We start from the raw sequence: 20200 nt of genomic DNA, 5'->3' as shown, positions 1-20200 counted from the left end.
TTTTTCTAGGCTAGTAAAAATTCCGCGGCATCAAGCTGCAGCAGCAGGCAACTCGGCCACCAGGCGAATGGATGCTGTCAGCTCTTCCATCTGGAAGTGCGGCTTCAGGAAACAAGTCGCCTGGTAGGCGCCGGGCTTGCCCGCGACATCCGTCACATCAATACGCGCAGCACCCAGCGGGAAACGGGCTTTCATTTCCTGGGGAGCGGAATCGTTCAGCAACACGTAGTCTGCAATCCAGTTGTTGAGGAAGGTTTCGACCTGGCCGCGTGACTGGAAACTGCCGATCTTGTCGCGCATGATGACCTTGATGTAATGCGCAAAACGGGAAGCCGCCAGAACATAAGGCAGACGTGCCGACAACTGGGCGTTGGCATTGGCCGCATCCTTGTTGTAGAGCTTGGGCTTGTTGACGGTCTGGCCACCAAAGAAGGACGCAAAGTCCGACCCCTTGGAGTTGACGATGGCGATGAAGCCCAGGTCGTTCAGCTCTTTCTCACGGCGGTCCGTGATCAGCACTTCCGTCGGGCATTTCAGCGCAACATCACCTTCATCGGTCTTGAATGCATGCGCCGTCATGCCGGTGACCTTGCCGCCGCCTTCCACGCCGCGTATCGCCGTGGACCAGCCGTATTTGGCATAAGCATCGGTGATGCGCAGGCCCAACTGGTAGGCCGAGTTGGCCCACAGGTATTTGGAGTGGTCCTTGCCATCCACGTCTTCTTCAAAGTTGAAGTTGTCCACGGGAATGGTTTTGGCGCCGTAGGGCAGACGCGCGGCGTAACTGGGCAGAACCAGCGAGACATAACGCGAGTCTTCCGACTCGCGGAAACCGCGCCAGGTGGCCAGCTCGGCACTTTCAAAAATTTTGGACATGTCGCGCGGAACACCCAGCTCCGTGAACGACTTCATGTCAAACAGGGCCGGTGCGGCGGCAGCGATAAACGGCGCGTGTGCGGCGGCGGCCACTTTGGACATACGCTCCAGCAAGGCCATGTCCTGCGGATGACGGCCAAAAGTGTAGTCGCCGATCAGCACGGAATAAGGGTGGCCGCCGAAGGTGCCGTACTCTTCTTCGTACACCTTTTTGAACAACACACTCATGTCGTGGTCGACAGCGGACTCGAGGTCCTTGAGCAGTTCTTTCTTGGTGACGTTGAGCAAACGCAACTTGAGTCGGCTGCTGGTTTCGGTGCCGAAGACCATGTCATGCAGACCGCGCCAGGACGCTTCCAGCGCCTGAAACGCAGCGTCATGCATGATTTCGTTGAGCTGGTCGGACAGGAGTTTGTCGATCTCGGCGACACGCTCGTTGATCATCGCGACCACACCCTTGTCCGGGCTGGCCTTCATGCCTTCGTCCAGAATTTGCGACGCAAACTGACCAATCAGTTTCTTGGCGTAGGTTCCTTGCGATGGCTCAACAGCCATATTGCCTTCAACAATGATGCGGTCCAGAAGACCCAATTCACTGACTTCGCTGGTGGAAGCGCCTGCTGCGCCGCCCGCTTCTGATTTCTTTGTAGCCATATCAATCACCGTTCCAAAATGTGAGGACTGCGCCTAGGCACAGACCGGGAGGGTTGCTTACGCTGCCGGGGTTTCGGCGGCCGGAGCGTCTGCCGCGGCTTGCGCGCCCGCATTGGCTTCGGTTTGAAGGGTTTTCAGCTCTTCGGTGCTTTGCACGATGTTCTCGAGCAGGGAGTCGAGTTCGTCGTTGCCGTCCAGCTTGGCCAGCAAGTCGCGCAGTTGCTGGCGCGCTTCCAGCAGCTTGGCCAGACGGGGCACCTGTTTGACGATGGCTTCGGGATGAAAGTCGTCGAACTCCTTGAAGTTCAACTCGACCTTGATGTTGCCTTCACCCTTCATGGCGTCGGGCACCGAGAGGTCCAGGCGCGGGGAAATTTTCCCCATGATTTCGTTGAAGTTGTCGCGGTCGATTTCGACCAGGCGACGGTCCTTCAGCTTGGGCAGCGGCGTTGCCGGCTGGCCGGACAGGTCGGCCAGCAGGCCCACCACCATCGGCAGTTCTTTCTTCTCGACCGCGTCGCCGATTTCAACGTCGTATGTGATTTGAACGCGTGGTGGCCGGTTGCGGCCCACCCACTTTTGCAAGCTGTCAGACATAAATTCCCCTTGAAAAAAAGGTTGATAACAATGCTGCAAGAGTCGCGAACAAAGTGGCGAAAAAGCCAAACACAACTTTTACATTTAGCCGTTTTTACAGCACATGACAAGTCGAAACAATAAGTATTTTCGACTGCCGTTGCGAATTTTGCACACTGAAATGAATCGTTGATGACACCGATTTCCAACGAATCAACCGAATATTGTCTGTAGCAAAAAGTTATTTGTGTAGCCTTCCCGGGATTAAGTTACAGAATTAACCAGCCTGTTTTTCGCTGCTGCAGGCAAGGTCAAACGATAAAACCTGTGCCAGAGTTGGGAGCGCAACAAGGCCCGCAAAAGTCCATCCACAAACACCGCACCAAACCAGTGCGGCGGCTAATATGAACAAGCCAAGAGTCGGGCCGCATGGTCCTGGCAGACAGCACACCAGCCTGAAAAGAGAACATTCATGGACAAACTAGACAGCCTGCATTCGGACATAGCCAGCCTGCGCATGGTGGTGGCAATTGACTCGGCCATGCTGTTGTCGGTGATGCGGCGCATGACCGCCGACCAGTTGGCCCTGGCCTCGAAAGACTTTCTCGACGTCTGTGAAGGCTTGAGCATCAAGGCCTTGTTCTCGGAAATGGACGACCACGCGATTCAGTCGGCACAAAAACGCCGCGACTGGTGGATTGGCTTGGTGGCGGAAGTGGTGGCCAACCAAGCCATGCCGCACCCGCAAGCCCCGAGCTGACCTTGTTGCGAAGCACCGATGCGGTCGGAGACCCGGCATAATTTCCGGCCAGTGCCGTCCCTGGCCCAGCCCTTCAGGAAAGAAACGTTCCAGCATGAACCAGATTGAGGCGGAAGCAGCATTCAAGCAGGCGATTGATTTTCAACAACAAGGCCAGCTTGAAAAAGCCCAGGACCTGTACGAACAAATCCTGGTGGTGCACCGCAATCACCATCACGCGCTGCACCTGCTGGGCGTGATCGTCAGCCAGAAGGGCAACCAGTTTTATGCCAGGCGGCTGATCGAGTCCAGCCTGACACTGGCCCCGGGTGACCCCGACGCGCTGGCCAACCTGGGCCAGGTGTTTTTTTACCTGGGCCTGTATGACCAAGCGCTGGCGCGTTGCGACCAGTCCATCGCCCTGCAAGCGAGCAATGCGCGCTGCCATTTGACACGCGGCAAGGCCCTGCGTTTTCTCGCGCGTTATGAGGAGGCCGTGCCCAGTTTTGACCAGGCGCTGCGCCTGCAGCCCTCCATGGCCGAAGCTTTTATCCACCGCGGTTTTTGCCTGCACAACCTCCAGCGCCTGGAAGAGGCGCTGGCCGACTACAGCGAGGCCTTGCGCCTGCGGTCGGACAACCCGGAGGTGCTGAACAACCGCGGCCACGCGCTGTTTGCCCTGGAGCGGCAAGCAGAAGCCGTCGAAAGCATAGAACGCGCCTTGCAGTTGTCGCCGGACTTTCCCGAAGCGTATTACCACCGCGGCCTGACGTTTCAACATGAAAAACGGCTGGACGAAGCGCTGGCCTGCTACGGCCGCGCGGTGCAGCTCAAGCCCGACTACGAACAGGCGCTGGTGCGGCTGGCTTTTGTCATGCACAAGCTGAAAAAACCGCCGCAAGACTGCATTGCCATCCTGGACCGCGCCTTGCGCGTCACACCTGATGCCGCGGCCACGCTGGCCACACGCGCCGGCCTGCTGGCGGGCCTGAAAATTCTGGACCAGGCCCTGCAGGACTACGACCGATCCATCGCGCTGGCGCCGGACATTGCCAAGACCCACGCCGACCGCGGCGAAACCTTGTTGATGCTCAAACGCCCTGAGGATGCGGCCCAGGCTTTTCGCCAAGCACTGGCGCTGGGCGGCGACCCCGCCGAACTGAGTTATGCGCTGGCCTCACTGGGCGCGGATGCCACGCCGGCCACGGCGCCGGCGCCTTATGTCGTCAGCCTGTTCGACTGGTATGCCGACCACTTTGACAACCACCTGCAGGGACGGCTGAAGTACCAGACACCGGCGCTGATTTGCGAGCAAATTTTCAAGCTCACGCCACCTTCAAATCTCGAGGTGCTGGACCTGGGTTGCGGCACCGGCCTGTGCGGTCCGCTGCTCAAACCCTTGGCGCGGACCCTGACCGGTGTGGACCTGTCGCCCAACATGCTGGAGATGGCGCGCAAGCGTGACCTCTACGACGAACTGGTCTGCAGCGACCTGACCGCATTTCTGGCGCTGCACCAGGCTCGCTTTGACCTCGTGATCGCCACCGACGTGTTTATTTATGTGGGCGCGCTCGAAGCGGTGTTCCAGTCAACACGTGCCGCCGTGCAGTCAGGCAGCCTGTTTGCGTTTTCTTTCGAGACCAGCGAAACGCAGGACCTGGTGTTGCGCCCTACCCGCCGTTATGCGCATTCGGTGGCCTACATCCAGCGCCTGGCCGCGACACATGGTTTCACCGTGCTCAGCCTGACACCCAGCGTGATCCGCGAAGAAGGCGGCCAGGACCTGGACGGCTTTCTGGCGGTGTTGCGCGCCAGCTAGCCGGCACGCAAGCCTTCGCAGCAAATCTTAAGAAAAATAGGCCCTCAGCCCAGTCAACACGGGCGCAATCAGCTATTTTTTTTATAGCGAATGCCGCCTAGCGCTGTGGCGCACCGAAACGCTCAATCGCCGCCCTGGCCAAGGCATCGATCGAATCGGTCAGCACCGTGCCCAGCGCGGCGCGTTGTGCATGCGGCACGGCCAGGGGTAACTCGGTGCAGCCCAGCACCACGGCGTCGGCGCCACGCGCGACCAGCCGGCGTATACAGGCCGCCGCAGGTGCAAATGCCTCATCGGGGCGGTTGCCTTTGACGGCTGCAATGGCATCCACACACAGCTGAAGTTCCTCCTCGTCCGGCACGATCACGCTATGACCGCGTTGCGCCAGCGGTCCCTGGTACAAGCCGAGCTTGAGCGTGGCAGGTGTGCCCATGAGGCCGATACGCGCCTTGGCCACGCCCAGCCGGGCCAGATCCTCACACACCGCATCAACGATGTGCAGCAACGGCACCCTGGCCTGCTGCACCATCTGCTCGTACCAAAGGTGGGCGGTGTTGCAGGGAATGGCAATCAGCCGCGCGCCCGCGCCTTCGAGTCGGCGTATGCCTGCCATCATGGCGGCCAGCGGGTCTTCCCCCTGGCCCAGGCGTGCCGAGGAACGGTCGGGCACACGCGGGTCGTTGCACAAGAGGACAGGGATATGTTCCTGGTCGCACGCGGCCGGCGTCAGCGCCACCAGCCGAGTGGCAAAAGTGCTGCCGGCCAGCGGGCCCATGCCGCCCAGAATGCCCAGCAGGTCGGCACTGGGTGGCTTATGCATGGCGCGGGGCCCGTGACAGGACTTCACCGGGCAAGGCGCCGGTGGCGCATTGGCCGTCCCAGACCCGTTGGCCGTTGACCCAGACGCCGCTGATACCTTCGCTGGCTTGCACCGGCTGCTCGAAAGTGGCGCGGTCGGTCACACGCGCTGGGTCCAACACCACCACGTCGGCGCGGTAACCCACACGTAACAGGCCACGGTCCGCCAGGCCGTAGTGGCGCGCCGCCAGCCCGGTCATCTTGTGAATCGCGGTCTCTATCGGCAACACGCCACGCTCGCGCACCAGGGTGCGCAACACATTGGTGAAAGTGCCCCACTGGCGCGGATGCGGGTGCTGGTCAAAGGGCAGACCATCGGAGCCCACCATGGCCAGCGGGTGGCGCATGATGCGCTCCACATCGGCTTCGTCCATGAGGAAATAAATCGCCCCGGCCGGCGCCAGGCGCTCCAGCGTTTGTTCGTCGTCCAGGCCCAGTTCGGCCTGGATGTCGGCGAAGTCGCGGCCCTGGGCCGCCGGCATGGCGCTGGACCAGGTGATCAGGGTGCGCCGTGCAATGCGCACGCGGTCCAGCCGCAACATGGTCGAGGTCGCCGGATAAGGGTGGCAGTCCAGGCACACCGGCTGCAGGCGCGCCGCCTGGTCGATCAGCGCCAGGGTTTCCTGCGAGCGGCCATGGTTGTTGCCGCCCGCCAGCTTGTGGTGCGAGAACACCACCAGGCAGTCAAGCGCCCGGCCAATCTGCAAGGCTTCTTCCATGGCCGGCACGATGTGGTCGGCCTCGTCGCGCAAATGGGTGGCGTACAGGCCGCCGTGGCTGCGTAGCGGCAAGCCCACTTCGATGATTTCTTCGGTAGGCGCGTGTGCGGCCGGCGGGTAAAACGTGCCGGTGGACATGCCAAAGGCGCCGGCCTCCAGCGCCTCGGTCAACAAGGCCTGCATCTGCACCATCTCGGGCGCGGTCGCGGCGCGGTCGGTGTCGTCCATCACGGCCACACGCAAGGTGGTGTGGCCAACCAGCGGCACCACGTTGACGGCCGCCGGCGCCGCGCGCAGCGCATCTATCCAGGACTGAAAAGTGGCAAAACGAAACAGCCGGGCCGGGCCCAGCAAGTCCAGCGGCTGCGGCACCTCGCTGCGCACCAGCGGCGCCAGGCTGATGCCGCAGTTGCCGGTCACCACCGTGGTGATGCCTTGCGAGACCTTGGGTGTCATGTCCCGGTGCACCAGCAGGTAACCGTCGTCGTGGGTGTGCGAGTCAATAAAGCCGGGCGCCACGATGCAGTCGCTGACATCAAGCACCGGCACATCGGCCGGCATGTCGCGCCTGTCGCCGATCGCGGCGATAACTTCACCGTCGATCAGCAGGTCGGCGCGCAGCGGCGCGGCGCCGCTGCCGTCCACCAGCAGGCCGCCGGCCAGAATCAGCCGGGTGGCAGGTGTGGTGGACCGCATTCAGTCGAGCTTCTCGATCTTGGCGCTCTCGACCACCTCGGTCCAGCGCGCGGTTTCGCGGTCAATCATCTGCTTGAACTGGGCCGGTGTGCCGCCGGCGGGCACGGCACCCAGGCGGGCCAGGCCCTCACGCACTTGCGGCGTTTTCAGCGCGGCCTGGATCGCGGTATTCAGCTTGTCGATGATGGGCTGTGGCACTTTTTTCGAGGCCACAATACCGCCCCAGCTCACGGTTTCATAACCCTTAAGGCCGGCTTCGTCCAGCGTCGGCACGGCCGGCAGCAACGGCAGGCGTTTCAGGCTGGTCACACCCAGCGCGCGCACCTTGCCGGCAGCAGCCAGTGGCACGACTTCGGACGAGTTCGCAAACAGGTAGTCGGTGCGGCCGCCCAGCAAGTCCTGCAACGCAGCCGGCCCGCCGTTGTAAGGCACGTACAAGACATCGATCTTGGCCATGCTGCGGAACAACTCGCCGCTCATGTGGCCGGTGGTCCCGATGCCGGGCGCACCAAAGGACAACTTGCCCGGGTTCTTGCGGGCCGCGTCAATCACGGCGCCCGCGCTTTGGTAAGGCGAGTCGGCGCGCACAATCATCACGTTGTACAGATCAAAGGCATGGGCCACGGGCACCAGGTCGCGGTCCACGTCGTAAGGCAGCTTCTTGAACAACGAGCGGTTGACGGCCAGCGTGTTCACATTGCCGTAACCGATGGTGTAGCCGTCGGCCGGTTTGCCGATGATGTTGAGAATGCCGATGTTGCCGGCCGCACCCGGCTTGTTATCTATCACCACGGGCGTGTTCAGGATTTTCGCCAGCTCGTTGGTGATGACACGCGACAACACGTCGGGCGAACCACCGGCGGCCGAGGGCACCACGAAGGTGATGGGCTTTTCGGGATAATCAGCCAGGGCCGCGGGTGCGACCGCCATCATCGAAAGGCCGGCGGTCAAAGAGGCCAGCCAGGGGGTGAGCGTGAAGTGGCGCATGGGGTGGTGTATCGGTTGGTTGAAGATGCCACTCAGAATACCGGCAGACGCGAAAATCTCCTCATTCATTAATGTCCACAGCCAATAAGCGGCTGTTATGGTTTAAGGCAAGAGATCAGGTGGAAAACGACCCAATCAGCATGGACACCGACGGCGGCAACGAGCCGAGCCGCCCGCTCAACCTGCGCCAGATCGAAGTATTTCGCGCCATCATGATCGCCGGCTCGGTCAGTGCCGCCGGGCGGATGTTGCATGTCTCACAACCAGCGATCAGCCGCGTGTTGTCGCTGACAGAGAGCCGCCTGGGCTTTCAGCTGTTCGAGCGCCAGCGCACCCGCTTGGTGCCCACGCCCGAAGCGCGCCGCCTGTTCGGCGAGGTCGAAGGCCTGTACCACGGCATCCAGCGCATCAACGACCTGGCCAGCAACCTGGCGCGCTCCGGTGCGGGCCGGCTGCGTATCGCCACCAGCGCGAGTTTTGGCGAGCGGCTGATCCCGATGGCGCTGGAGCGTTTTTGCAAACGCAACCCCGGCGTACATGTGGCCTGCCGCAACGTGACTTATGACGAACTCGCCGCGCGTTTTCTCACGGGTGACGCGGACATTGCCATTTCCCTGTTGGCGCCAGACCACGCCAACCTGCAGGCCACGGCGCTGGGACAGGACGAGCTGGTCTGCCTGGTGCCCGGCAAACACCCTCTCGCCAAGCAGGACGCCGTGCGCGCCGAGGACCTGCGCGCGGTACGCTGGATCGGTTACCCGCCCGCTGCACCGCTGGGGCGCTTGTTGAGCACGCTGCTCGGCCCCGAGGTGGCCGCCTCGGCGCAGATCGAAGTGCATTCGCCTATCACCGCCATCGCCTTTGCGCAGCAGGGCCTGGGCGCCGCGCTGGTGGTCGGCTGGAGCCTGCCGCTGGTGCTGCCGCCCGGCATGGTGGTGTTACCCGTGATCGCCTCCACGCCGGTGAACATCTGGGCCGTGCATTCCCGCCTGGAACCGCTGCCGGTGCTCGCGCAACGTTTTCTCACGGCGGTGAGCCATGTGCTGAAAGCCGACAAACAACCATCACATTTCGGCAGCGCACCATAACGGTGAGCTATTGCCGGCTGGCTGCCTGAGCGCCATGGCCTGGCCGCCAACCCGCATGTGGCGGGGCTTTGCGGGCAGTATCGGATTTGCAATGCGATGTCTGGCTATGTGTGACTTGACCACGCCGGGCATTTACGCCAACCGGCCGGCACGGCATCATCGGCGAGGTCTTCAACCTCTATCTGTGAGCAAACCATGAGTAAGAACAAGATCGGCCTGGCCGTTGCGCAAATGGGGCCGGTGCACCTGGCGGACAGCCGCACTGCCGTTGTCCAACGCCTGCTGGAGATGATGCGCGAGGCCAAGGCGCGGCAGGCCGACCTGGTGGTTTTCCCCGAGCTGGCGCTGACCACGTTTTTTCCGCGCTACTGGATGAGCCAGGAAGAAGCGGAGACGCGTTTTTTTGAAGCGCAAATGCCCAATGCCGACGTGCAGCCGCTGTTCGACGAAGCCCGCAAGCTGGGCATAGGTTTTTACCTGGGCTATGCCGAGCTGACGCCCGAAGGCCGGCCTTACAACACCGCCATCCTGGTCGACAAGTCCGCCAACATCGTCGGCAAATACCGCAAGGTGCACCTGCCTGGCCATGTTGATCACAAGCCCGACGCACCGTTCCAGCACCTGGAGAAAAAATTCTTCGATGTCGGCGACAAAGCCTGGGGCGTGTGGGACACGCTGGGCGCCAAGATCGGCATGGCCTTGTGCAACGACCGCCGCTGGCCCGAAACCTGGCGCGTGATGTCGCTGCAAAGCGCCGAGATCGTGGTGCTGGGCTACAACACACCGTCGCAAAACATCCACTGGGACGAACCGGTGCACCTGCGCATGCACCACCACCTGATCACGCTGCAGGCCAGCGCCTACCAGAACTGTGTGTGGGCCGCCGCTGCCGCCAAGTGTGGCCGGGAAGACGGCTTTCACATGATAGGCGGCTCGGTCATCGTGTCGCCCACCGGCGAGATTGCAGCCCAGGCCAGCACCGAAGAAGACGAAGTGATTACTGTCCAGGCCGACCTCGACCTGGCCAAGGCCTTCCGCCAGAACGTCTTCGATTTCGCCCGCCATCGCCGGCCCGAGTATTACCAACTGATCGTGGACCGCGTGGGACCGGGCGAGCCGCTGACGTCCTAAACCCCAGCCGGCACGGATCGCGCCTTCGCAACGAAGGCGGCGATTTGCCTGCCGCCGCCGACGGTGCGGCTCAGCTATTAGCTATATTTTTAATAGCTGCTTGCGCCCGTTCCTCTTGGGCCACAGGCTCTTTTTCTTATAAGTTTGCCTCTGGCGGCACAAGCAGCTCGCCTGATCTCGTATTTGCAGCGTCAAATTGGCCCGCAGCCCAATCGCTCAAAGCGCAAGCAGCTCTGTTATTTATAGCGCGCGATTTTCTCCACCACCATGCAAAACGCCCCAGAACCCGAAAGGGCACTGGGGCACATGTTATTTGGTGGCTAGATGTAGCGAGTAGACGAGCAAAGTGAAGCAACAACAACAAACCCGCAGAAGCGGGTTTTACTTATCTATGCGCCATTATTTCCCGAAGCCTATCTGGCAGCTCTTTTTCACTTGACGGCTCGGGGTGATGCGCTTGCGTAGACTGATGGTTCCTAAACATACTTGCTCGCGAACCCTTCAAACCAACAAAGCTAGTGCTCAGAACTTAACGGCCAATCACTGACTCAGTTCGCGTTGCACTCACGCTTTGACGAGATGCGGACACTAGCGAAGGTGGATTTTCAGTTTCGGAACATTCGGGCCAAGACGGCTACCGACACAGGCGGTTTGAGGCACTACCAACCCTTCTAGGTCACAAAAACTCTGAGATGACCGAGCACTACGTTAAGGCGCGGATGGGGAAGCGCGTCAAAACTCTCCTGTGAGATTGCATGCTAATTATTTAATCGCTTTAACCAACTTGGCTATTTGGTCAATGCCGTCGAAGGTTGCTGGAATTTTTTCATCACTAGAAACAATGCCGGAAAAAATTACGTTTTCAAATTTTTTAAGTGAATCCGGATTTTCCTTATTGATGATCGACGAATAGCTCGCGTAGCTCTGAATAAATTGACAAAGCGTTTTACGAAGTTCCAGTTGCAACAACTGAGACTTTGCTCCTTCAGAACTACGCAATGCAATCCTGAAAAAATAAAGCAGCAGAACGGTTAACGATAGAACCGGGATCGCACTGACTATCAGTTGCCATTTCAAATCCTGCAACCGATCCATGTTCAAGTAAATCACCAGCATTTCTATGAGCAACGGAACAACAGCCAGAGCCCCAAATAGTGATGTCCACTGTCTTAGGTTCCGCACTTCAGCGGCCTTCACTTTGGAAAGATCGTCAAACCCACTGTAAAGCCCTACAAAATTAAAAGCTGTTTCATATTTTGTCAGTGCGTCAGCCAAAGCGCTGGCCTTATCTTCTTCTTCAGAGAGTCTTTTTGACCAGTCGCTAAACTTGGCGTCAATGTCTTTCGCAAACCCTTCGATATTTCGAAGATTGCTGAGTGCTGTTGTCCCTAACAGCTTTTTCATTACCGCAATAGGCATATCCTGCTTTGCCCATGTGAGAACAGTCTGCAGCTGTGATGGAAAATCGTTAAACGAGTCTGCTACGAAATTCTTAAACCCACTCAATTCCATTGAGAGATCGCCTTTGACCGAGAGGTCAAACTCAATCACCAGTCGATATGCAAATTGAAATAGTTCGTCGACTAATTTCGCGTCTAGAGGCCTATCGGACGCTTCGGCAATTCTCGAAGAGATTTGGGAGCCAATCCACTCGATCGTTACCTGGCAGTTTTCATCAAATTCGTCCGCGTTCGCCAAAATAATTTCAAAAGTCTTTGAAACCCATTTGGCTCGGGATAGAACTGCTTGGTCAGCTTGTGCAAAATCATCGAGCCGTCGACTGGCACCTGATAACGCCCTTTTCATGTTGGCAAAAAACGACGCCGCCATTTGCTATTCCCCTAGTTTGCAATTGACGTATCGTATCCAACGAATTGTAGAAATCAGTCGTCAGATGCAGAAACGCCCCAGGACCCGAAAAGGGTGCTGGGGCGCATGCAATATGGTGGCCTGGGGCGGAATCGAACCACCGACACAAGGATTTTCAATCCTCTGCTCTACCGACTGAGCTACCGGGCCTAAGCCTCAGATTATATATCATCAGGCAGCGCGCTTTCCCCGGGTCAGATCCACTCCAAGTTGTTTTAGCTTGCGATACAGGTGGGTGCGCTCCAGGCCGGTCTTCTCTGCGACGCGGGTCATGGAGCCGCCTTCCTTGGCCAGATGAAATTCGAAATAGGCTTTTTCAAACTCATCACGCGCGTCACGCAAGGGCTTTTCGAGCAGGAAACTTTGGGTGGCTTGTGGGCCCAGCTCCACGGCGACGGCAACGATGCCACCGGTCATGGCGGCGTCGACGCTCAGGTCCACCGCATGCAACAGGGTGGTGGGCGCGACCAGCGGTTTGCGGCCCACGGATTTCACCAGGCCTTGTTCCACCGCCTTGAGCAGCTTTTGCAGGGTGATGGGTTTTTCCAGGAAGGCCATCGCACCAATCTTGGTGGCTTCGACCGCGGTGTCTATGGTGGCATGGCCACTCATCATGATCACCGGCATGCTCAGCAGGCCGCTGGACGACCACTCCTTGAGCAAGGTGACGCCGTCGGTGTCGGGCATCCAGATATCCAGCAGCACCAGGTCGGGCCGGGACCGGTTGCGTGCGGCGCGCGCCTGGGCGGCGTTTTCTGCGAGTTCGACCTGATGACCTTCGTCATTGAGAATTTCCGAGAGCAGATCGCGTATGCCCAGCTCGTCGTCAACTACCAGAATATTTGCCATGATTGAATCACTATCCCTAACCAGCAGTTATCGATCTTGCGGGGCGCTTGCCTCCAGCCCGCAAGTGTTGTTAAGTCACAACCGCGAATGATAGCGATACTTGAGACCCTTGCACGACGCCATCCAGCACGCGATTTGAAATATCGATGCGTGCGCCGTGTTCGTCGGCAATTTTTTTGACCACCGCCAGCCCCAAACCCGTGCCTTTGACCTTGGTGGTGACATAGGGCTCGAAGGCGCGTTTGAGGATGTGTTCGGGGAAGCCCAGGCCGTTATCGCTGACGGTTAGGCGTACACGGCGCGAGCTGGGAGAGTATTCGGTCTTGAGCGTGACCAGGGCCTGATGGCCGGGCGGCAGGCTCTCTTGCGCGTCCTGGGCATTTTGCAACAAGTTGTGAATGACCTGCCGAATCTGTTGCGTATCTGCCTTGATCGCGGGGCAATCGGGGTCCAGCTCGGTCACCACCGGCACCACGGCGTTCTCGCTGGCATACAACTGAATCACGTCATTGACCAGTGCGTTGAGGTCCAAGGGTTTGAGTTCGGCCGCCGGCAGGCGCGCATAGTCGCGGAACTCATTGACCAGGCGCTTCATGGCATCGACCTGGTCGACGATGGTCTTGACGGACTTGGTGAGCAGGGCCTGCTCGGGTTCGGCCACCTTGCCGGTGAGTTTCATCTCCAGGCGTTCGGCCGACAGCTGGATGGGGGTCAGCGGATTTTTGATCTCATGCGCCAGACGGCGCGCCACTTCGCCCCAAGCCTGGGCGCGCTGGGCCGACACCATCTCGGACACATCGTCAAACACCAGCAGGCATTCGTTGCCGGGCAATTTGGCGCCGCGTGCAATCAGCGTGATGGCGTTGTCGGGCGTGCCGGGTTGGGCCGCATTGAGCTCGAAGGACTGTTGCCAATGTTCGATGCCATGCAACTGGTTACCGCCAAAGTAGGCGTCGAATTGCGCCTGCACCCCTTGTGCAAAGGTTTCCAGACCAGGAACCTCGGTCAGCGGCCGTCCAAGGTAAGCCGCCAGCGGCGCACGCAGGATACGCGTGGCACCGGGGTTGCTGGTCTGGATACGGCCGTCCAGGTCCAGCACCATGACGCCAGCGGTCAGGTTGTCCAGAATGGTCTGCAGGTTGGCGCGGGCGGCATCCACCTGGTCCATGCTTTTTTGCACGGCGCCGCGCGCGTCGGCCAGTTGCTGGGTCATGTCGGCAAAGGAGCGGGTCAGTCCGCCCAGCTCGTCCTTGCCCTGCAAGGCGGCCTTGGGCGTGAGGTCGCCCTGGGCCACCTGCCGCACGCCTTCGGCCAGCAACAACAAAGGCCGGGCCAACTGGTTGCCCAGCAGGACCGCCAGCAAGACCGCACCAAACACCGCGAGGAACAAACTGAGCGTGAGTGTGCCTATGTACATCTTGCGCAGGCCACCGCGGGCCAAGGCGCGCTCCTGGTATTCGCGGTTGGCCTCCTGTACGGCAATCGCATTGGCCACCAGGCTGGCCGGCAACAACTCGGTCACCTGCAGGAAACGGCTCTCGCCAAACAGGCCAACGCCGGGGCTGCTGACCAGCGCCAGGGCTTTGATGCGCGGAGCCGTGTTGATGTTGGTCGACGGGGAACTGGCGCCGCTGCCCGCTGCCGCGGCTGGCGCGCCCGGGTCCACGCTAGCGGCCTCGGCGCCCGGCACACCGATTTCGTCCAGCCCTTCGATTTGTGTCGCCACACGCTGGGCGCGGGCGTTGCGCAGCAATTGCCCCGGCGGCCGCTCCAGCTTGATGGCATAACGCGAACTGCCGGCGCTCGCAATCATCTGCCCGGAGGCGGTCCACAACACCACGTCGCTGACACCCAGCTGTTCACGCAGACGATCCAGCGCCAGGCCGGCCATGGCATCGGGGGTCTGCGACAACTGCCCTGCGGCGACCCGGGTTTTGTTGGCCAGCTCAGAGGCCAGCGTGTCCAGCGTGACACGGCCCAGGTTCAGGCCCGCGTCCAGCGCGCCCTCGACTTTCACGTCAAACCAGCTTTCAATCGAGCGCGAGACAAACTGGTAAGACACCACATAAATCATCATGCCGGGCAACAAGCCGACCAGTGCAAAAATGGCTGCCAGCTTGACCAGCAGGCGGCTGCCGAATTTGCCCTTGCGCAAGCGCAGGATCAGGCGCAGTCCAATCCAGCCGATGACCAGCAGCAGCATGACCGCCACCGCCACGTTCAGCGCAAACAGGCGCACGTAGTTGCGTTCGTAGAGTTCGCGGTTGCCCGTGGCCTGGGTCAGCAAAAACAGCAGCACCAGGCCCAAGGCGGCGATCACCCCCACCCCGATGCCCACGGTCCAGCGAAAGGCCCGGCTGCTTTTCAGGACGTCGCTCTGGCCAGGCAGGCTCACTTCACCGCCTCTTGGACCACGTCCCGAACCGGATCCTTATGGGCGTCGCGAATCGGTTCGGCCACCAGGGGGCGGTTGGTTTCGACGGCGATGGTCCAGTCTTTCTGCCCCGCCACACCAATCTGGAAGGGGCGCGGCAACTGCGACAAGTCCAGCCGGAAACGGAAGTCGACGTTGTGCCGGGAATCGGGCTCGATGTCCGCGGCGTCGGCCACGCGCCAGCGCGAGATACGCTGGATCGCGGCCAGGGCCTCGGGCAGGCCGTCGTAAGTCTGGCTGATGGAGGCGCGCAGGCCGGTGACACTGATGGCGCCGGACATCACATTCAGGCGCCAGCGCCGGGTCAGGGGCTGATACGCCAGGCGCATGGTGCGTGTGGCGCTGGTGACACGTTTGTCATACCAGTACCAGCGGTCGCGGTAGATGTCGGCTTCGGCGACAAAAAACATCGGGATGCCCTTGAGCAGCGCGTCTTCGACCACAGGCGGCAAATCGAACTGGACGGTGGCGGACAGGTAGACCGAGTCGTCAGAACGCTCCATTTTCAGCAGCGTCACCTCGGTCGCCAGCACGGAGGGACCGGCCAACGCCATCAAGGCCAAGCAACAAAACGTCAGTACCCGCCGCAACATCCGCTCAAGCGTTGCGTTTTTCAAAAAGCGCGTAATAGAAGCCGTCGTTCTCACTGTTCAAATTGTCCGGGAAGTCAGTCGCGGGGACGCCACTTTGGGGCAGTAAATGACCGGGTGATGCCCCTAAATGGGCGTCTTTGTGGCGCGTAACAAACGTTTGGGCCTGCTGCTCGCCTTCGGCCCGGAAAACCGAGCAGGTGCAGTACAGCAAGCGACCACCCGGTTTGAGCAGCGGCCACAAGGCGTCAAACAGCCGCCCCTGCAGTGCCGCCAGCTGCGCGATGTCGGTGGGACGGCGCAACCAGCGCACGTCCGGGTGGCGGCGCACGATGCCCGAAGCGGTGCATGGCGCGTCCAGCAGGATGCCGTCGTACAGCCGGCCATCCCACCAGCCGTCGGGATGGGCCGCATCACCGACACGGATGTCGGCCCGCAGGCCCAGGCGCTGCAGGTTCTGGCCAATCCGTTCACAGCGGCGCGCGTCGATGTCCAGCGCCGTGACCTCGGCGTCGGCCAGTTCCAGCAAGTGGGCGGTTTTGCCGCCGGGCGCGGCGCAGGCATCGAGAAGCCGCAGCCCGCCCTCCCCGGCCGCCACCAGCCCGTCCAGCAACAGCGGCGCCGCCAGTTGCGCCGCCGCGTCCTGCACCGAAAAAAGTCCCTCGGCAAAACCCGGCAAGGAAGGCACAGCCTGGGCGTTGGCCAGGATCACGCCGTGTTTGCCCACCGGAGACGCTACGATATTTATAGCTTCTAGCGCCCGCAGGTACTTGGCTTGCGTCGTTTTTCGTTCATTTACCCGGAGAATCAGCGGCGCCCGGGCATTGTTGGCCTGCAAGATGGCTTGCCAGTGCGCGGGATGGTCTTTGCGCACCCGGTCTATCCACCACTGCGGGTGGTTCCAGACGGCCTGCGGACTTTTTTCGGTAGCCGCCACCAAGGCGTCGCGTTCACGCAGAAAGCGGCGCAGGCAACCGTTGATGAAACTGGCCTGATGCCGTGTGTCTTCGCTGCGTTTGGCGGCTTCCACGGCCTGGTCGACCAGGGTGTGTGCGGTGTAAGGCGCTTCGTTCTCATTCCAGGCCAGGGCCAGGGCCACACACAACAAGGCATCGGCCTCGGGCGGCGGTGGCCGCTTGGCCAGTTGCTGGCGCAAGGCCTCGGCACGCCCCAGTTGCCGCAAGGCGTGAAAGCCCAGGGCCTGCACACCGGGGCGAAGTGTGGCGTCAATATCTTCCAGCGCCGCCGTCATGGAGCGGCCGGCACGAATGGCCAGGAGTAAAAAAGCCGCCCCCTGGAGCTGGCGCCACAGGGGGACTTGGGTGGAGTTGTCTTGCATAGGGCTCATATTACCGCCCGAAACGGACGGCCACCCCGTATTAGACCAGCCGCAAGGCCGCACCATCAGGTGCGGCCATTCCGAATTGCAAGCACGGGCCGCGGAACCGGCTTCGCCGGGCCGCAGGCGCAGCGGCCCCCACTGGGGGCAGGGAGCTACACGCAGTGAGCGACCGTGGGGGTCAACACCACTCCCGTGGGGGCTAAATCAGCGTATCAGCCCAGATCTGCTGTGCCCAGTTCAGCGCGTAAACACCTTCCAGCTCGGTTGGTCCAGGACTGACACCACCAGACCCGGCCACGGCCTTGAAGGTTTTTTCAGCTGCGACATATTCGTGCACGCTGGCCACGTGGATGACGTTTTTGTTGTCGACAAAGCTGTAGCAGGTGTTGGCCAGCATGGGCGTCGGGTTCACCTCCCAGCCGGACAACTGCGCCACGATGGCGGCGGCGGCCACCTTGCCGTGGTTGTTGGCCATGTGGCCGCTTTTGGGCATGGCCGGGGCGATCTGGATCGAGTCGCCGAGCACAAACACGTCCTTGGCGACCGTGGACTCAAAGGTCTGGTAGTTGACGCCACACCAGCGGTTGTTGGCCATGTTGTTCAGGCCGGTCTGCACCGCAATGCCGCCGGCACGCATGGCGGGCAAGACGTTCAGCACATGGGCTTTCACGTCGTCCTGCACGTCGAACTTGATGAGACCGGCTTTGGCGTCCACACCAATGGCCTTGTGCTGGCCGCGGTACTCGACCATGCCTTTGTATTGTTCGGCCCAGACTTTTTTGAACAGCGGACCCTTGGAGGTCACGTCCGGATTGGCGTCCAGGATCAAGACCTTGCTGCGTGGCTTGAAGGCCTTGAAATAACCGGCCACCACCGAGGCGCGTTCATACGGGCCGGGCGGGCAGCGGTAAGGCGCTTCGGGAATCGTGATGGCAAACACACCGCCGTCGGGCATGGCTTCGAGCTGTTTGCGCAGCGCCACGGTTTCCGGGCCGGCTTTCCAGGCCTGCAGGATCTGGCCCGCGGCTTGTGCTTCTTTCAGGCCTTCGATGCTGCTGTACATCAGGTCTATGCCCGGCGAGACCACCAGCTTGTCGTAAGCAATGGTCGCGCCGCCCTCGAGCGTGACGGTTTTTTTGCTTGTATCGATGGCGCTGGCCATGTCGCGAATCACCGTCACGCCATGGTTTTTATTGAGCCCCGCGTAAGGCGTGGTGATGTCGGCGAGCTGCTTGCCGCCACTGAGCACCAGGTTGGAGATGGGGCAGGAAACAAACGCGGCTTGCGGCTCTATCAGCACCACATCAATGCTGTAGTCCGACAGCAGTCGCACATATTTGGCCGCCGTGGCGCCGCCGTAACCACCGCCTATGACCACCACTTTGGCCTTGGACGGAACGGCGGTGCTAGCGCAGGCACCCAGACCCAGCAGGCTGAGTGCGGCAGAAGACTGGAGGAAGGAACGTCGTTGCATGATGGTTTTTCCTCTTATTTCTTTTGTGCGGCAAAGTAGCTGGCGAGTGTGGCGATCTGCGCATCGCTATAGCCTTTGCTGATCTGGTGCATCACCGTGGCCGGCCGCGCGCCGGACTTGAAGGCATTGAGCTGGGCCACGAAGTAAGTTTTATCCATCCCGGCCAGCGATGCCACGCTGCCACCCTGGATGGCTTTGCCATCGGTGCCGTGACAGTTGGCGCAAGTGGCGGCCAGGCTGCGGGTATACAAGGCGTTCTGGGCCGTTGCGTTCTGGGCCTGGCTCAAGGTGGGCGCCAGCAGCGCGCACAAGGCCAGCGCCGTGGTGATGGCATGTGTGGTCTTCACAACTTCTCCTCTTGGTTTTTACAAATGACAAGTCAGTCAATTTAACGTGCCACCGGGGGTGGCCTATAGGGAGTATCCAGTACTTTGGCGCCGCGCCAGCGGGCGGCGTTCGAACCATTCGTGATGTACTTATGGTCGCGCGTCTGCCTACAACATCGCGCCGGGACGCGTCAGCGCAGACTCGTCATCGTCAGGTCTCAGTGACGGCATAGAGCGGCCATAGATGCGGCGTATCCGTTCGGCCAGTGGTGGATGAGAGTCCATCCAGTGTGCCCGGGCCTGCGGCCCAACCAGCAGCATGTGTTGCACCGACGGATGAAAACTCGGGCTGGCGCCTGTGCCTTGTTCTCTGGCCACCTTGCGCAACACGCCACCCAGGCCATCCCGGCTACGGGTGTACTGGACCGCACGGGCGTCGGCCAGAAATTCACGCTGGCGCGATACCGCCGCCTTGAGCGCCCGGCCGGCCAGCCAGCCGAGAAAACCCGCGGCCATGATCGCCAGGCCGGGCACGGCCAGCACAGAACGCCTGTCGTTCTCATCGCGTTCGCACATGCCGGCACCGAGGTTGAAAATCATCTCCAGCCCGAACACCATGCCGGCCAGCCGCATGTTGAGCCGGGTATCCCCTTCGCGGATATGGCTCAGTTCGTGGGCGACCAGGCCTTGCAACTCATCGCGCGTCAGCTGGTCCAGCGCGCCGCGCGTGACCGCAATCACCGCGTCGTCTTCGTCCCAGCCGGCGGCAAACGCATTGATGCGCTCCACCCGATTCAGCACCATGACCTGGGGCGTGGTCATGCTGGCGGCAATCGCCAGTTCACTGGCGATGTTGCAAAGTTTTTGCTCGTCCAGCCGGCTGGAGGGCCAGGCCTCGCGGGCGCCCACACGCCGAGCCAGTTTTTCGCCGCCGCCTTCCAGGCTCGATGTCTCCAGCCACCAGCCGCCCAGCACAAAGACCAGCGTCATGACGGTATTGACGGTGAAAAAGTAAGCCGGGTAACCGGGGATTCCGGGTGTGAACAGGTGCCAGGTCAAGGCCAGCGCGGCATTGATGGCCAGCACCAGCGCAAGCACCGCCAGGGCAAACAGCAGCAACAACTGCCGGGTCTGGGCGCGGGCTTCGTCCTGTTGCTTGAAAAATCGCACGGC

17 protein-coding genes and 1 tRNA gene are annotated in these 20200 nt (G+C 61.0%); 4 read left to right on the top strand and 14 right to left on the bottom strand.

All coding sequences use genetic code 11. The features are described 5' to 3' along the window. Positions 1–30: 30 nt before the first annotated feature. Both tssC and tssB read right to left on the bottom strand, forming a co-directional pair. Positions 31–1530: a type VI secretion system contractile sheath large subunit gene (tssC, locus tag ACHMXK_RS21220; RefSeq protein ID WP_397442662.1), complete on the bottom strand. Its 1500-nt coding sequence runs from the start codon at positions 1528–1530 to the stop codon at positions 31–33. A gap of 57 nt (positions 1531–1587) precedes the next feature. Continuing rightward, on the bottom strand, positions 1588–2127 hold the full coding sequence (gene tssB, locus ACHMXK_RS21215) for a type VI secretion system contractile sheath small subunit (protein ID WP_397442661.1): 540 nt from the start codon (positions 2125–2127) through the stop codon (positions 1588–1590). A 451-nt stretch (positions 2128–2578) separates the two neighbouring features. Between tssB and ACHMXK_RS21210 the strand changes: the two genes are divergently transcribed. Next, entirely contained in the window at positions 2579–2866 is a 288-nt protein-coding gene (locus ACHMXK_RS21210; RefSeq protein ID WP_397442660.1) for a hypothetical protein, read from the top strand. A gap of 94 nt (positions 2867–2960) precedes the next feature. Continuing rightward, positions 2961–4664, top strand: coding sequence for a tetratricopeptide repeat protein (locus ACHMXK_RS21205; protein WP_397442659.1), 1704 nt, complete (start codon positions 2961–2963; stop codon positions 4662–4664). Between the two features lie 97 nt (positions 4665–4761). Here ACHMXK_RS21205 and ACHMXK_RS21200 read toward each other — a convergent pair whose 3' ends face one another. Genes ACHMXK_RS21200 through ACHMXK_RS21190 form a run of 3 tightly spaced genes read right to left on the bottom strand, consistent with a single transcriptional unit; the run spans position 4762 to position 7924 of the window. Next, complete coding sequence (locus tag ACHMXK_RS21200) at positions 4762–5484, bottom strand: aspartate/glutamate racemase family protein (protein WP_397442658.1); 723 nt, start codon at positions 5482–5484, stop codon at positions 4762–4764. Further along, entirely contained in the window at positions 5477–6937 is a 1461-nt protein-coding gene (locus ACHMXK_RS21195; RefSeq protein ID WP_397442657.1) for an amidohydrolase family protein, read from the bottom strand. Before ACHMXK_RS21195 ends, ACHMXK_RS21200 begins: the two co-directional genes overlap by 8 nt. Next, complete coding sequence (locus tag ACHMXK_RS21190; RefSeq protein ID WP_397442656.1) at positions 6938–7924, bottom strand: Bug family tripartite tricarboxylate transporter substrate binding protein; 987 nt, start codon at positions 7922–7924, stop codon at positions 6938–6940. A gap of 119 nt (positions 7925–8043) precedes the next feature. Between ACHMXK_RS21190 and ACHMXK_RS21185 the strand changes: the two genes are divergently transcribed. Then, positions 8044–9012 carry a LysR family transcriptional regulator gene (locus ACHMXK_RS21185; RefSeq protein ID WP_397442655.1) on the top strand — a complete coding sequence of 323 codons (969 nt, stop codon included), beginning with the start codon at positions 8044–8046 and terminating at the stop codon, positions 9010–9012. Between the two features lie 195 nt (positions 9013–9207). Next, positions 9208–10143 carry an N-carbamoyl-D-amino-acid hydrolase gene (locus ACHMXK_RS21180; protein WP_397442654.1) on the top strand — a complete coding sequence of 312 codons (936 nt, stop codon included), beginning with the start codon at positions 9208–9210 and terminating at the stop codon, positions 10141–10143. Between the two features lie 762 nt (positions 10144–10905). On the opposite strand, the gene ACHMXK_RS21175 is transcribed toward ACHMXK_RS21180, so the two are convergent. From ACHMXK_RS21175 to ACHMXK_RS21135, 9 genes are all read right to left on the bottom strand, one after another. Beyond that, the gene (locus ACHMXK_RS21175; protein ID WP_397442653.1) at positions 10906–11973 is read right to left on the bottom strand and encodes a hypothetical protein; all 1068 of its coding nucleotides are present in this window, start codon (positions 11971–11973) and stop codon (positions 10906–10908) included. Between the two features lie 113 nt (positions 11974–12086). Next, positions 12087–12162, bottom strand: a tRNA-Phe gene (locus ACHMXK_RS21170). Positions 12163–12183: 21 nt separating this feature from the next. After that, positions 12184–12861 (bottom strand): response regulator, encoded by a 678-nt coding sequence (locus ACHMXK_RS21165; protein WP_397442652.1) that lies wholly within the window; start codon positions 12859–12861, stop codon positions 12184–12186. A gap of 70 nt (positions 12862–12931) precedes the next feature. Further along, positions 12932–15256, bottom strand: coding sequence for an ATP-binding protein (locus ACHMXK_RS21160; protein WP_397442651.1), 2325 nt, complete (start codon positions 15254–15256; stop codon positions 12932–12934). Next, complete coding sequence (locus ACHMXK_RS21155; RefSeq protein ID WP_397442744.1) at positions 15253–15849, bottom strand: DUF4390 domain-containing protein; 597 nt, start codon at positions 15847–15849, stop codon at positions 15253–15255. The genes ACHMXK_RS21160 and ACHMXK_RS21155 overlap by 4 nt, the downstream gene beginning before the upstream one ends. A 43-nt stretch (positions 15850–15892) precedes the next feature. Next, the gene (rsmB, locus tag ACHMXK_RS21150) at positions 15893–17224 is read right to left on the bottom strand and encodes a 16S rRNA (cytosine(967)-C(5))-methyltransferase RsmB (protein ID WP_397442743.1); all 1332 of its coding nucleotides are present in this window, start codon (positions 17222–17224) and stop codon (positions 15893–15895) included. 202 nt (positions 17225–17426) lie between these two features. Beyond that, on the bottom strand, positions 17427–18701 hold the full coding sequence (locus ACHMXK_RS21145) for an FCSD flavin-binding domain-containing protein (protein ID WP_397442650.1): 1275 nt from the start codon (positions 18699–18701) through the stop codon (positions 17427–17429). A 14-nt stretch (positions 18702–18715) separates the two neighbouring features. Further along, positions 18716–19048, bottom strand: coding sequence for a c-type cytochrome (locus ACHMXK_RS21140; RefSeq protein WP_397442649.1), 333 nt, complete (start codon positions 19046–19048; stop codon positions 18716–18718). Positions 19049–19195: 147 nt separating this feature from the next. Further along, positions 19196–20197 carry a M48 family metalloprotease gene (locus tag ACHMXK_RS21135; protein WP_397442648.1) on the bottom strand — a complete coding sequence of 334 codons (1002 nt, stop codon included), beginning with the start codon at positions 20195–20197 and terminating at the stop codon, positions 19196–19198. Positions 20198–20200 lie beyond the last annotated feature (3 nt).

This window comes from Polaromonas sp. UC242_47, assembly GCF_044452385.1.
GTDB lineage: Bacteria > Pseudomonadota > Gammaproteobacteria > Burkholderiales > Burkholderiaceae_C > Polaromonas.
The sequence above is the reverse complement of the archived record's forward strand: the minus strand, read 5'-3'. Positions and strand labels throughout refer to the sequence as shown.

Bases quoted from the DNA above. Each gene is read 5' to 3' on its own strand.
- tssC (WP_397442662.1), bottom strand. From the start codon at position 1,530: ATGGCTACAAAGAAATCAGAAGCGGGCGGCGCAGCAGGCGCTTCCACC.
- tssB (WP_397442661.1), bottom strand. From the start codon at position 2,127: ATGTCTGACAGCTTGCAAAAGTGGGTGGGCCGCAACCGGCCACCACGC.
- ACHMXK_RS21210 (WP_397442660.1), top strand. From the start codon at position 2,579: ATGGACAAACTAGACAGCCTGCATTCGGACATAGCCAGCCTGCGCATG.
- ACHMXK_RS21205 (WP_397442659.1), top strand. From the start codon at position 2,961: ATGAACCAGATTGAGGCGGAAGCAGCATTCAAGCAGGCGATTGATTTT.
- ACHMXK_RS21200 (WP_397442658.1), bottom strand. From the start codon at position 5,484: ATGCATAAGCCACCCAGTGCCGACCTGCTGGGCATTCTGGGCGGCATG.
- ACHMXK_RS21195 (WP_397442657.1), bottom strand. From the start codon at position 6,937: ATGCGGTCCACCACACCTGCCACCCGGCTGATTCTGGCCGGCGGCCTG.
- ACHMXK_RS21190 (WP_397442656.1), bottom strand. From the start codon at position 7,924: ATGCGCCACTTCACGCTCACCCCCTGGCTGGCCTCTTTGACCGCCGGC.
- ACHMXK_RS21180 (WP_397442654.1), top strand. From the start codon at position 9,208: ATGAGTAAGAACAAGATCGGCCTGGCCGTTGCGCAAATGGGGCCGGTG.
- ACHMXK_RS21175 (WP_397442653.1), bottom strand. From the start codon at position 11,973: ATGGCGGCGTCGTTTTTTGCCAACATGAAAAGGGCGTTATCAGGTGCC.
- ACHMXK_RS21165 (WP_397442652.1), bottom strand. From the start codon at position 12,861: ATGGCAAATATTCTGGTAGTTGACGACGAGCTGGGCATACGCGATCTG.
- ACHMXK_RS21155 (WP_397442744.1), bottom strand. From the start codon at position 15,849: ATGGCGTTGGCCGGTCCCTCCGTGCTGGCGACCGAGGTGACGCTGCTG.
- rsmB (WP_397442743.1), bottom strand. From the start codon at position 17,224: ATGCAAGACAACTCCACCCAAGTCCCCCTGTGGCGCCAGCTCCAGGGG.
- ACHMXK_RS21145 (WP_397442650.1), bottom strand. From the start codon at position 18,701: ATGCAACGACGTTCCTTCCTCCAGTCTTCTGCCGCACTCAGCCTGCTG.